The sequence below is a fragment of the Bradyrhizobium sp. CCBAU 051011 genome, assembly GCF_009930815.1.
Lineage (GTDB): Bacteria > Pseudomonadota > Alphaproteobacteria > Rhizobiales > Xanthobacteraceae > Bradyrhizobium.
In genome coordinates this window covers 4,584,383-4,597,287 of sequence record NZ_CP022222.1, presented here as the reverse complement: position 1 = coordinate 4,597,287, position 12,905 = coordinate 4,584,383, and the positions used below count along the sequence as shown (strand labels likewise).

Annotated in this window: 12 protein-coding genes; 5 read left to right on the top strand and 7 right to left on the bottom strand. The window is 63.2% G+C overall.

The genetic code is table 11. The features are described from left to right. Nucleotides 1-24: 24 nt before the first annotated feature. A complete protein-coding gene (locus ACH79_RS21585) occupies nt 25-849 on the bottom strand; it encodes a 3-hydroxybutyrate dehydrogenase (protein WP_161852789.1) in 825 nt (274 codons plus the stop codon). 185 nt (nt 850-1,034) lie between these two features. Here ACH79_RS21585 and ACH79_RS21580 point away from each other — a divergent pair, with 185 nt between their 5' ends. Then, nucleotides 1,035-1,937, top strand: coding sequence for a LysR family transcriptional regulator (locus tag ACH79_RS21580; protein WP_161852788.1), 903 nt, complete (start codon nt 1,035-1,037; stop codon nt 1,935-1,937). A gap of 120 nt (nt 1,938-2,057) precedes the next feature. Next, nucleotides 2,058-2,384, top strand: coding sequence for an antibiotic biosynthesis monooxygenase (locus ACH79_RS21575; RefSeq protein ID WP_161852787.1), 327 nt, complete (start codon nt 2,058-2,060; stop codon nt 2,382-2,384). A gap of 41 nt (nt 2,385-2,425) precedes the next feature. On the opposite strand, the gene ACH79_RS21570 is transcribed toward ACH79_RS21575, so the two are convergent. Next, nucleotides 2,426-3,145 (bottom strand): peroxiredoxin-like family protein, encoded by a 720-nt coding sequence (locus tag ACH79_RS21570; protein ID WP_246738059.1) that lies wholly within the window; start codon nt 3,143-3,145, stop codon nt 2,426-2,428. Nucleotides 3,146-3,225: 80 nt separating this feature from the next. Then, nucleotides 3,226-3,510, bottom strand: coding sequence for a hypothetical protein (locus ACH79_RS21565; protein ID WP_161852785.1), 285 nt, complete (start codon nt 3,508-3,510; stop codon nt 3,226-3,228). A 278-nt stretch (nt 3,511-3,788) separates the two neighbouring features. Here ACH79_RS21565 and ACH79_RS21560 point away from each other — a divergent pair, with 278 nt between their 5' ends. Both ACH79_RS21560 and ACH79_RS21555 read left to right on the top strand, forming a co-directional pair. Continuing rightward, the gene (locus ACH79_RS21560) at nt 3,789-4,280 is read left to right on the top strand and encodes a cupin domain-containing protein (protein ID WP_161852784.1); all 492 of its coding nucleotides are present in this window, start codon (nt 3,789-3,791) and stop codon (nt 4,278-4,280) included. Between the two features lie 123 nt (nt 4,281-4,403). Next, nucleotides 4,404-5,624, top strand: coding sequence for an MFS transporter (locus ACH79_RS21555; RefSeq protein ID WP_161852783.1), 1,221 nt, complete (start codon nt 4,404-4,406; stop codon nt 5,622-5,624). Here the strand turns inward: ACH79_RS21555 and ACH79_RS21550 are convergent. From ACH79_RS21550 to ACH79_RS21535, 4 genes are all read right to left on the bottom strand, one after another. After that, a complete protein-coding gene (locus ACH79_RS21550; RefSeq protein ID WP_161852782.1) occupies nt 5,596-6,882 on the bottom strand; it encodes an MFS transporter in 1,287 nt (428 codons plus the stop codon). The genes ACH79_RS21555 and ACH79_RS21550 overlap by 29 nt on opposite strands. 46 nt (nt 6,883-6,928) lie before the next feature. Continuing rightward, on the bottom strand, nt 6,929-7,426 hold the full coding sequence (locus tag ACH79_RS21545; RefSeq protein ID WP_161852781.1) for a PRC-barrel domain-containing protein: 498 nt from the start codon (nt 7,424-7,426) through the stop codon (nt 6,929-6,931). A gap of 49 nt (nt 7,427-7,475) precedes the next feature. After that, a complete protein-coding gene (locus ACH79_RS21540) occupies nt 7,476-9,674 on the bottom strand; it encodes an amylo-alpha-1,6-glucosidase (RefSeq protein WP_161852780.1) in 2,199 nt (732 codons plus the stop codon). A 66-nt stretch (nt 9,675-9,740) separates the two neighbouring features. After that, entirely contained in the window at nt 9,741-11,504 is a 1,764-nt protein-coding gene (locus tag ACH79_RS21535; protein WP_161852779.1) for an ABC transporter ATP-binding protein, read from the bottom strand. Between the two features lie 303 nt (nt 11,505-11,807). On the opposite strand from ACH79_RS21535, the gene ACH79_RS21530 reads away from it, so the two are divergent. Then, nucleotides 11,808-12,878 carry a glycosyltransferase family 4 protein gene (locus ACH79_RS21530; RefSeq protein ID WP_161852778.1) on the top strand — a complete coding sequence of 357 codons (1,071 nt, stop codon included), beginning with the start codon at nt 11,808-11,810 and terminating at the stop codon, nt 12,876-12,878. Nucleotides 12,879-12,905: the final 27 nt, after the last annotated feature.

Genomic DNA, 12,905 nt, shown 5'->3' with positions numbered 1-12,905 from the left:
CACGCTCCCTGAATGCTGGTTGATTTAGTGCGCGGTCCATCCGCCATCGACCGGCAACGCAGCACCGGTAATCGACGCTCCCGCATCGCTGGCAAGAAACACCGTGAGCGCGCCGAGCTCTTCGACCGTGGCAAAACGCTTGTTCGGCTGCTGCGCCAGCAACACGTCGCGGATGACCTGCTCGCGGGAAATGCCATGCGCCTTGGCCTGGCCGTCGATCTGTGCCTCGACCAGCGGCGTGTAGACGTAGCCTGGACAGATCGCGTTGCAGGTGATGCCGTCTTCCGCCGTCTCCAGCGCCGCGACTTTGGTCAGGCCGACAATGCCGTGTTTGGCGGCAATATAGGCCGCCTTGAAAGGCGACGCGACCAGCCCGTGCGCGGAGGCGATGTTAATGATCCGCCCGAACCTGTTCTGACGCATCGCGGGCAGCGCGAGCCGCGTGGTGTGAAACGCCGACGACAGATTGATCGACAGGATCGCGTCCCATTTCTCGACCGGAAACTGATCGAGCGGCGCGACATGCTGGATGCCGGCATTGTTGACCAGAATATCGAGCCGTCCGTGGCTGGCGACGGTGGCTGCAATCATCTCGGCGATCGCCTCCGGGCTCGTCATATCGGCCGCAGAATAGCTGACCTTGACGTCGAAATCGGCTTCGATCCGATCCCGCGCTTTTGCAATCTCGGTCGCAACGCCGAAACCGTTCAGCACCACCGCCGAGCCGGCTTCCGCCAATGCGCGGGCAATCCCGAGCCCGATGCCGCTGGTCGATCCCGTGATAAGCGAGACCTTGCCGGAAAGCGGGCGCCGGGCCGCAGTATTCTGGGTTTTGAGCTGGATATTCATGGGCCTCCCTTCGTGTGGCTGATCAGCCTCTCGACGAGACCGCTCAGCTTCAGCCTGCACGGCGGGCGGGGTCTAAGAAAATGCCGTTTGGCTTCCAAAACCATACGTCGGCGCTATGGCGGTTTGGGTAGTCATCGGGGGGCGCGATCGGGTAGCTTTGCCGCACGACAGACCGGGGCACGGCCATGGAGATGCATCAGGTTCGCTACTTCCTCGCGGTTGCGCGCGTGCTCAACTTCACGCGCGCCGCCGACGATTGCAACGTCACGCAACCATCGCTGACGCGGGCCATCAAGCAACTGGAAGCCGAACTTGGCGGCGATCTGTTTCGCCGCGAGCGGCCCGCCGCGCAACTCACCGAACTCGGCCAGCGCATGCATCCGCTGCTCAAGCAATGCTATGAGGCCGCGACCGGCGCCCGCGAGCTTGCCTCTTCCTTCAAGAGCGGCGAAGTCGGCGCGCTCAGGATCGCGCTCACCCATTCCGTCGACCTGTCGCTGTTGATCCCGCACCTCGACCAGATCAAGCGGATGTTCAACCGCCTGGAGTTCCGCTTTCTGCGCGGCAATGCCCACGAAGTGGCGGAGTTTCTCAAGAAGGGCGAAGCCGAGCTAGGCATTGCCGCCGAAATCAGCGAAGAGTGGGACCGGCTCGACGCCTGGCCGCTGTTCACAGAAAACTTTCAGTTCGTCGTCAACAAGAACCACCCACTGGCAACGCGCGAGAAAATCGATTTTGGCGATCTGCGCGCCGAGCAATTGCTGTCGCGAAATTACTGCGAGCATGCAACGCGGGTGAACGCTTCGCTTCGCGAGCACGGTCTCGACGTCGATCGCAGCCATGAGATCGCGTCAGAACGCGATTTGATCGAGCTGCTGGAGGCCGATATCGGCATTGCCGTGGTGCCTGACACGGCCTCTATCCCACCGACGCTGAAGCGCGCTGCCGTCGAAGGGCTGGATGCGCGCCGGACCGTGAACCTCTACGGCGTTGCGGGGCGTGAACGGACCGCCGTGGCATCCGCCGTGATGCGCATGCTGCGCGGTGCCGACTGGCAGCAATTTATGCGCAAGGGCGGAACTGCATAGGTCCTGCTCCTTGCCCTGATGAGGTCAGATCAAGCTTTCGGCTGATGCTTCGGAACTGCCTCCCATTCCGGGAATTTCCATGGTTGACGCAAGGCCCCCGGCCAACAAGGGAGATCAGCCATGCCGCAGATCCACACCGACAAACAGCCCGTTACCCAGATCACGATCATCGAGTCAGAGCCCGAGAAGCAGGCCGAGGCGCTATCGGTCATGACCGAGCGCGCCCGCTTCATGGCGCGCCAGCCGGGTTTTGTTTCCATCAGTCTGCATCGCAGCCTCGATGGCCGCCGCATCGTCAACTACGTGCAATGGCAAAATCGCGATCTGCTGCGATCGGCCCATCAATCGCCGGAGTTTCGCAAGCGATGGGGTCACTTCGACGAAATCACCAGCGACATCGATCCGCATCTGTACGAAGTTACCGAAGTCATGGAGGAGGAACGGTAGGCAGCGCCTTCCGCCATGCGCATTCCGAAGGCGCCAAGGAGCTACCGCTCTTCACTCGCACTCTTTAGCGCGGCGAGCAGGTCGTCGATCTCCATGCGCTTGCGAAAATCGGGATCGACGAAGCGCGCCTTCACCAGCCCGTCGCGACCGACCACGAAGGTCGCCGGGATCGGCAGCACCCAGCCGTCATTGCCGTGAAAGCTCGCCATGTCCTGGTATGACAGCAGCCGCTGGATTTCGGCGCCGAGCCAGATCGCAAGGTTGAGCGACAGCGCGTAGCCATTGTCGAGGTCGGTCAGCACAGGGAACGGCGCGTTGGCCTCGGATTTGAATCTTTCAGCATAGGCCTGCGTCTCCGGCATGATCGCAACGGCTTGCGCACCCAACGCCGTGATCCGGACGTGGGCCTGGATCACAGCCCGGACATTTAGCCGGCAATAAGGGCACCAGTGACCGCGATAGAACATCACCGCGACCGGTCCTCGATCGATTAATGACTTCAGGCTGACCAGGTTGCCGGTCTCGTCCGGCAGCAGGAAGGGCGGCATCGCCTCGCCTACCCGCGGCGCATTTTCGCCGCCGCCGTTCTCATTGAGCCGCGCCACCAGCCGGTCGACCGCTTCGCCATAGGCCGGAAATATCTCCCGCCCCGCCGCCGCGTAGGCCTCGAGCTGTTCGCGCAACGAGCCTTCCATGTCGCGGCATTGCTGGAACGCCTGCTTGAGACGTTCGGCGTTGGCGGGCGTCAGCATTGTCGTCATGGCTTGCTCCAGCATTCCCCATATTATTTTCTGGTCCGGGCCGCCCCGCAAGGGCGGCCCAAACTTTCATTGTGCCTTGATCAGGGCAGATAGAAATTGCCGGTGGGGTCGAGCATGCCCGAGGTCGAGTAGAGCTGGCCCTTGTCCATGAAGAACACGGTATTGTTCGGGACCTTCTTGGCGTTCTTCATCATCGCGTCGTGATTCTTGGGGCTCGCGGCCATGGCCATCGCCGACATCTTGCCGGGGCCGGCATACATGTAGGCCATGCCCGGGTTGAATTCCCATGGAACTTGCGAGAAGGCCGTGGTGGCGACGGCGGCAAACGCAGCGGCGGCAATCAGGGTTTTGGAAAAGGTTTTCATCGGGATTCCTCTGGATGGTGACGCCCGCCAATCGGGCGCTGTCCCATCAGAGGGCGGCCTGATCCGAATGAGAAATGCCGTTGCACAATCGGTTCGATAGCCGCGGCGCATTGAGGAACCTGCAAGCCGACTGCAATCGATCTCCGCCGCACATAGCGCGACGCTATGGAGTCGAGAGCCAACCGGCATTTCCTCCTGGTCGCGAATTCAATGATTTTCGCGGGCGTAGCCGGCCGGATCTTTCGGGCCGAGGCAAAACCTCAAGAGGAGACCACGACATGTCCAAATCAAATCTCGCCTCACGCGCGATGCGGCGAGGCCTCGCGCTTACCGCACTCATCGCGGGCTCGTTTGCAGCGACCTCCACTGCCGTGGCCGGTGAATGCCCGGCCGGGAAGATGCAAGCGAACGTCCGCCCGATGGTCGACTACAAGCCGGTCGGCGTCACTGACGTCACGCTTGGCTCGATCAACCTCGAGAAGCAGCCCGCCAACATCAGGGATCGTGAGCTGCGCTTCCGCAAGCTGACGATCGAGCCCGGCGGCATCGTCCCCTGGCACAGCCATGACGATCGTCCCGCGCTGATCTACGTCCAGCAGGGCGAGATCGTTGAATACGCCAGCAACTGTTCGGAGCCGATCGTGCACAAGGCCGGCGAGATCAGGCCGGAAGTCGCCGGCACCTCGCACTGGTGGAAGAACCTCGGCAAGGAAACCGTCATCCTCTATGTCGGCGACGTCCGTAAGGATCCGCACGATCACAACATGTAAGGAGCTGTAACGAGCGCCACCCGACGCCTCGTTGCCGGATGTGACGGCTTGGAATCCCCGTGTCGCCCCGCACGCCCCGGCCGTCACATCCTTCCTTTTTCCGAGATGACAGTGAGAAGCGCCATGACCGGCATTTCCGCGCCGATGGAAACCGAAGCGGTGGAAGTGCATGGTCACTCGCCGGGCCCGGTGCTGCGATCCTTCATCATTGGCCTCACGGCGTTCCTGACCGTGGTCGATCTGTTCGCGACGCAGGCCATCCTTCCCTCGCTGACGCGGCACTACAACGTGTCGCCCGCCGAGATGGGCGTCGCGGTCAACGCCAGCACGCTGGGCATGGCGATCGCCAGCCTCGTTGTCGGCTTCCTGAGTCCGCATATCGACCGTCGGCGCGGCATTCTCATGAGCCTGATCCTGCTGGCGATTCCGACCACCTTGCTGGCGATCGCGCCCGACCTCACGACATTCACCGTACTTCGGATCGCGCAGGGCCTCTGCATGGCCTCGGCGTTTGCGCTGACTCTGGCCTATCTCGGCGAGCAATGCAGCGCGATGGATGCGGGTAGCGCCTTCGCGGCGTACATCACCGGCAACGTCGCAAGCAATCTGATCGGACGCCTGGTGTCGGCGGCAGTGGTCGACACGCTCGGGCTGGCCTCAAATTTCTATTTCTTCGCGCTGCTCAACCTCGCCGGCGCCGTGCTGGTGTATTTCACCATCCAGCGCGTCGAGCCGATGCAGGCGGTATCCGCGGCGCCGTCGCCGTTCGCGGCGACGCTCGCGCATTGGCGCAATCCGGCGCTCCGCGCGGCCTTTGCGATCGGCTTCTGTATTCTGTTCGTTTTCATCGGCACTTTCACCTACGTCAATTTCGTATTGGTTCGCGCGCCGCTGTCGCTGGGGCGGATGGATCTCGGCTTTGTCTATTTCGTGTTTGCGCCCTCCGTGTTCACGACACTGTTCGCCGGCAAGGCGGTAGCCTGCTTGGGCACGCGCCCGGCGATCTGGGCCGCGCTTGCGGTCGCCGCGCTGGGATTGCCCATGATGCTGTCTTCGCATCTATTGGCGGTGCTCGCGGGAATGGTGCTGGTCGGCGTCGGTACGTTCTTCGCACAGGCCTGCGCCACCGGCTTTGTCGGGCAGGCCGCCAGCGACAACCGCGGCATTGCCAGCGGAACCTACCTCGCCAGCTATTTCTTCGGCGGTCTCGTCGGAAGCGCCGCACTGGGCCAATTGTTCGACCGCTCTGGATGGACCGCCTGCGTCGCCGGAATCGGCGCGTCGCTGGTCATCGCCGCACTGTTGACCGGGCGGCTTACCCGGTTCGCCGGGTCTCCGGCATGAACAGCCAGATCACGGTCAGGCCGAGGGCTGCAATTCCGGCCAAGCCCGTAAAGGCGATGCTGCTGCCAAAGGTGTCGCTGATATAGCCCGCCAGCACCGTACTGAGCGATGCACCGATGCCGGTCGCAGTGCCGACGACGCCCTGCGCCAGATTGAAGTGGCCGCTGCCATAGGCGACATCGGCCACAATCAGCGGCACCATCACGGCGAGTACGGCCGCGGTGATGCCGTCGAACACCTGCACGAGAACCAGAAGATAGGGATCGCGCACGACTGCGAACAGCAATCCGCGGATCGCCAGCGCGCCGAACGCCATGAGCAGCAGCGGCCGCCTCCCCCAGGCCTGCGCCTTGCGCCCGACCGAGGGTGAAGTCAGCGCGACGATCGCTTGAGGTACGATGATGCAGGCCGCAATCAGCACCGGCGCCCATTGAGCCGATCGCGTCGTGACCACGCCGGCCATGAGCGGCAGCATGGCGGCGTTGGCAAGTTGAAACAGTAATACTCCGCCGGCGAAGATCAGCAGCGGGCGCTGCCGGAGGAGATGCAGCACACTGGTCGCCTCCTTGTCGGTGGCCGTGGTAGCCCTGTCCTCGCTCAAGGCGCCGTGTGCCTGCGCCACGTTGATTTCCTGGCCACGAATCCGGGTAAGCGCCAGCAAGGTGGGGATTGTGAGTAGGAAGGTGACGAAGAACACCGACTGGCTCGACAACAGATAGCCGCATGCGCCCATCAGCGCCGCCGCCGAACCGTTGCCGAGGGACGCGAAACGGGCGTTGCGCCCGAGCCGCTCCCCGATCGCGAGTGGCCCCACCAGACCGAGACTGATGGCCGCGATTGCCGGACCCAGCACGCAGCTCGCCAGCGCATGCAGCACCGCCGCCGCGGTCACGACCGGAAAAATTGGCCATAGCGCATAGGCCAGCGCGGCGCAGCCGATGGTGGCGACCGCGAGCCCCGCCACCAGCCGCTCGGAACGGGCTGCATCGACCACGGCCCCGCCCGGCATCTGCCCGAGCAGGCCGATGATCCCGCCGATCGACAGCACGAAGCCGATCTCGACCTGCGTCCATTTCTGCGTGGTCAGATAGACCGCAATGAACGGACCGAACCCGGTCTGCACGTCGGCGAGGAAGAAGATGAACCAGTCGAGGCCACGCTGGCTCTCAATCGACGGTTTGGGCCGCTCGCTGGGAGCGGGCGGCTGCGGCACGATATTGCTCTCGCCGGCGGATCGCCTCTGGCGATCGTCGTTCATCAGATCGAGCGACTGGGACGGGAGCGCGACCAGATCGTTTTCTCCCTTACTTGTCGAAATCCCACGGCTGTAGGCGGCCAGCCGCACCGAGCACGATTACCGGCGCGTCCTGCTTGTATTCCGGCGCCGCCGTCACCTGTTCTTTCGTCAGCTCCAGGGTGATGCTGTCGCTCTTATTGGCGACTCGACCAAAATGCAGCGCACTCCAGTCCACGACTATCTTTCGGCTGCCGACACCGAGAAATCCGCCGAAATCGATGACCGCGGCGCGTACAGCGCCCTCGCGGTCCACAATCACGTCGACGATGCGTCCCATATTCTCGTTGGCTGCACTGCGGACCTCGCGACCCAGAATGCCGAGCGCGTCACGGGCCCCGATCACCGTGACCGAAGGTGGAGGCGCCGGTTCCTTTTTCGTGGCATCTTTCGCGGCATCGGCCGGCGCGGCGCGGCTTCCCTGCGTTCCGCCGTCTTCCGCTGCCGATACCGGAAGGCTCATCGCTAACCCGGCGATCAAAGATAGGACAAGAATACCGGCGCGCATATGGTCTCCTGATCTTGGCGGACGCTTCGGTTACCCGAATCCGCCATCGCTAATGCGTCAATACGATCGACACCTGAATCTGGCCGCGGGTGCGCAATACTTCGAGCGAGACCTCATCGTCGTGGCGGCGCACCCTCAAGTCGACGCTGGACGGCCCGAGTTGCAGATCGCGCAACACCACCTCGTTGAGGAATTCCGGCAGCTTTGGGTCGCGAAGGCGGATCTCGCCGCGCGCGGCATCGAATTCGAGGCCGAGCGCCGCTTCCAATAGCGTGAAGGGCGTCGCGCTGGCCCAGGCCTGCGGCGCGCAGGCGACGGGATAGAGCACCGGACCTCGGCGCTTTTCGCGGCGGAATCCGCAAAACAATTCCGGCAGCCGCCGCAAGTCCATGTAGCTCGCGGCATCGAACAGGCCCTTGAACAGATGCGCGACCGAATGCTTCAGGCCGTAACGCGCGAAGCCGAGCGCGATCAGCGCATTGTCGTGCGGCCAGATCGAGCCGTCGTGATAGGACATCGGATTGTAGCGAACCTCGCCGTAGGCCACGGTGCGGATGCCCCATCCCGAAAAGAATTTCTGGCTCATCAGATCGGCCGCGACGCGACGGGCGCGATCGGTTCGGACGATGCCGGTGAAGAGAAGCTGGCCGGCATTGGAAGTTCGCACCTTGCACGGCCGTTTGGCGCCGTCGAGCGCCAGCGCGTAGGTGCCGAGCTCCTCGCACCAGAACGCCTCTTCGAAGCGCTCGGCCAGCAACAGCGCAGCGGATTCCAGTTCCGCCGCGCGATCGATCTTTCCGAGCCGGCGGGCGCAACGTGCCGCCAGCCGCTTGGCGGCGAAGACATATCCCTGAACTTCCGCCAGCGCGAGATAGCCCTCGGCGAGCTGTCCATCGGCGTGGAAGATCGCATCGAACGAATCCTTCCAGCCCTGGTTGGCAAGCCCCTGCTCGGTGGCGCGCTGGTACTCGACGAAACCGTCGCGATCGGGATCTCCGGGGCCGTCGATCCATCGCAAGCCCGCTTCGATGGCGGGCCACAACTCGACCAGCGTGTCGTCATCGCTGGTACGCTCGACATAGAGGCCGGCCAGCAGCACGAACAGCGGCGTCGAATCGACGCTGCCGTAATATTGCGCGAACGGCACTTCGCGCAGCGCCGCCATCTCGCCGCCGCGCATCTCGTGCAGGATCTTGCCGGGCTCGGCATCGGCGAGCGGATCGACCGTCTTGGCCTGAAAATGGGCGAGCCGCCGCAGCACTCCCTTGGCGATGCGCGGATCGACCCACAACATCTGCAGCGCGGTGATCAGCCCGTCGCGGCCGAACGTGGTCGAATACCAGGGAATGCCCGCATAGGGATATCTGCCCTGCGGCGTGTCCGTCATCAGCATGTTGAGATCGGCCATCGCCTGGCACAGCACCTCGTTGAAGATATTGTTCGAGGTCTCGATGCTGGCTGCGCCGGCCGTCGACCGCCGCATCTCGCGGCGATGCGCCAGGAGGCCGCGAAAGAACGGTACCGGCTTCTGCATGATCGGCTTGTTGCAGGACACCGCGACGAACAGGGCGATCACTTGCCCGGGTTCGAGTTCGAAATGATAGGTCGCTGAATTGACGGCGAGCCGGGTCGGCCGCGGCTCGAAATGCAAGGCGGTAATGCGGGCCTGGCCGTCAAGCCCAGCATACTCCAGCACCACGTCGGCGGGCCCGAGCAGCCGGCTGGAACCTATTCCCCGACGCGGTCGGCGCTCGCCGCGCACCTCGAACAGATCGGCGAAATCATTGTCGAACAGCAGCGTCAGGTCGAAACTTGCCGGCCGCTCGCCGTGATTTTGCAGGGCGATGCGCTGGTAAGCGGTGCCGCGCCACAGGAAGATCGAGCGCACGATGTGCAGCGTGTCCTTTGGCAGCGTCAGCCTACCGTTGCGGTACACGTCGGAATTGGTGAGGTCGACGGTCAACGCCGAATTATCGTCACGCAGATTGGAGCCCAGCAGTAGCGGCTGGACGTCGTCGAGCACCATCTCCAGCCGGGCGAGATAACGTGTATCGGCATTGAACAGGCCGTCGGGCCCGCCGGCAGAGGCGCCGATGTCGCCATGGCTGTCGAGTACGATAAAGGTGTCGTCGTGCTTGAGCGAGCGGCGCTGCCGCGTCGCCGGTCCCGTCATCGGAATATAGAACGGCGATTCCGCGACGTGTTCGGCAGCCTCAATGGTGATGAATTGAGTGACTTCGGCTGTCATATTGACCTCAGGCGATTTCCTTGCGTTGCGAGGGACGCATCGGGACGCAAACGCTACTGCCGCAGATCAGGCCGCGTGGCTGGCGAGACGGCCCATTTCGCGCGCGACCAGTTCGCGGTAAGGGCCCCTTCCCTGTACCAGAATATCCGGCGGTCCGTCTTCGATGATCCGCCCGTTCTGCAATACCACCACGCGGTCGAAATTGCGCAAGGTGGCGAGACGATGGGCGATGGCAATCACGGTGCGTCCGCGCATCAGCCGCGACAGTGCCTCGCGGATCGCCTCCTCCGATTCGCTATCGAGTGCAGCAGTCGCTTCATCCAGCAGCAGGATCGGCGAGTCCTTCAGGAAGGCGCGCGCGATGGCGATGCGTTGCCGCTGTCCGCCGGAGACCTTGATACCACGATCGCCGACGATGGTCGCCATCCCTTCCGGGAGATTTTCGATGAAATCGCACCGCGCTGCGATCGCCGCGCGCAGCACCTCGTCGTCGGTCGCGTTCGGCCGTCCGTAGCGGATGTTTTCCATGATCGAGCGGTGAAATAGCGAGATGTCCTGCGGCACCACCGAGATCGCTTCGCGCAGGCTTTGCTGCGTCACCCGCGCAATATCCTGGCCATCGATCGTGATGCTGCCATGCTCGACGTCGTAGAAGCGCTGCAGCAGTGTGAACAGGCTGGATTTTCCGCCGCCGGAATGACCGACCAGACCGACCCGCTGTCCCGGCTGAATGCGCAAGTTGAACTTTTCGAACACTTGAACACCGCCAGGATAATGGAATGCGACGTTATTGAATCCGACGGCGGCGCCGCTGCGGATCAGTGGCTCGGCCTCGGGATGATCCTTCAATTCGTGCGGCAGCAACAGGGTGGCGATCGCCTCGGTCAGGCGGGCGACATGCTGGGTCACGTCGACCAGTGCTACTGCAAGGTCGCGCGTCGCGCTCAGGATCGAAAGTCCGAGCGTACAGACCAGCACGACATCGCCGGTGGTCGCCGCGCCGCGCTGCCAAAGCGCGATGGCCCATGCCAGCAACGCGATCGTCAGCACGATTGTCACGACGGCGTGTAGCAGCCGCAGCTTCTCGAGATAGCGCAGGCTGCGGCCACGGGCGTCGAGTTCCCGCTCGACGGTGGCATCGAAGCGGTCGTGTTCGTAGCTGAGGCCGCAGAACGCGCGAACCAGCGGCAGATTGCTGATGACGTCGACCATCTCGCCGTCGACCGCAGCGGCCTTGTCGGCAAAATCGTCATGCAGCGGCTTACCCGCCGCGGCGAGGCGGAACATCGCCATCAGCATGATGGCGGCGATGACGATCAACCCGGCGGACATCGCCAGGCTGACGGTCCCGATCAGGAGAATTGCCGAAATGGTCGCGATGCACGGCGGTAATACGTTCCAGACGAACATGTTCTCGACCGTGAAAACCGCATTTGAGGTCGCGGTGATGCGGCTGGTCAGCATGCCCGGCAGCCGGTCGGAGAAATAGCTGGGCGCATGACCGGTCAGATGCCGGAACATGTCACGGCGGAGATCGCCGGTGACGCCCACGAAAGTGAAGCTCGCCGTCCAGCTTGCGACACGCCACAACAGATTGTCCGCCGCGATCAGCGACATGAGAAAAGCGAATGCCAGCCATACGCTTCCTGCACGTTCCGATCCGGCCGTCAGGCTGTCGACCAGATGCTTCACGCCGTATTGCGTGCCCACGGAGCAGGCAACCGCCGCCACAACAGCAGTCAGAATGACGGCATGGGCCGCGCGGCGCTGCCGGAGATAGCGCAACACAAACGGAAACGGCCGGCGCGCATACCCTGAAAGATTGTCCATGTCGTCTGCAAACCTGTTGAGAGTGAACGGGAATCCCTAACGCGCGTCGCGCACGAGGTCGTGAACGATACTGCGGCGGTTTTGCGGGCACGCGGCCATCAGCGCGCAACAATTCTGCAGCATCAAAGTCGCCGTAAATCTGTTGTTGTCAGATGGCATCAGCAAGACAGTCGTGTGGAAGAACCAAGATGCGCCGATGAGTGGAACTTCGCAGATGCAAGAACGTTCCACCTATCGGCACACCGGTGTCGACTTGCGGGCTGAGGGCTTCATTCAACTATCATTCCAAACAGGAGACGAAAGATGCGCATCGCGCAGGTCGCCCCGCTGACGGAGGCTGTTCCCCCCAAACTGTACGGCGGCACCGAGCGGGTGGTGCACTGGCTGACTGAAGAACTGGTAGCGTTAGGGCATGAAGTCACGTTGTTCGCCAGCGGCGATTCCCGCACCTCGGCGAAACTCGACGCAGCCTGGCCGAAGGCCTTGCGCCTCGACGGCTCGGTGCGCGACCCCAACGCGCTGCATATGGTGATGCTGGAGCGCGTGCGGCAGAAATGCGACGATGAAGAGTTCGATTTTCTGCACTTTCATCTCGATTACTATCCATTCTCGCTGTTCTACCGGCAGCCGACGCCGTTTTTGACGACGCTGCACGGCCGGCTCGACCTGCCGGAGCATCAGCCGGTGTTCACGACCTTCTCCAAGATCCCGGTGATATCGATTTCCAACTCACAGCGGCGGCCGGTGCCGCAGGCCAATTGGGTGCGCACCATTCACCATGGACTGCCGGAGGATCTGCTGACGCCGCAGCAGGTGAGGCCATCCTATCTCGCCGTGCTCGGGCGCATCGCGCCGGAAAAGGGCGTTGATCGTGCCATCCGGATCGCGACGCGATGCGGTATTCCGCTCAAGATCGCAGCCAAGGTCGACCGCGCCGACCAGGAATATTACGATGAGTTGATCTCCCCGCTGATCAAGGCCAATCCGCTGGTCGAATTTATCGGCGAGATCAGCGACCGTGAGAAACCCGATTTCCTCAGCGGCGCGATCGGCCTCCTTGTCCCGATCGACTGGCCGGAGCCGTTCGGCCTGGTGATGATCGAAGCCATGGCCTGCGGCACGCCGGTCCTTGCCTATAACCGCGGCTCGGTGCCGGAGATCATCGACCCAGGCCTCACCGGCTTCGTCGTGGAAGACGAAACCAGCGCGGTCGCTGTGGTCGACCGTCTCGCTGCGCTGGACCGGGCCGCCATCCGCAAACAGTTCGAAGCACGGTTTACCGCGCGCCGCATGGCGCTGGATTATCTCGCCGCCTATCGCGGCCTGGTGGAAGAAGCGGAGCCGCGGATCAAGCTCGTCAGCAGCGCGGAGTAGCGGCGCGATAACGCCTTCCCTTGTCGT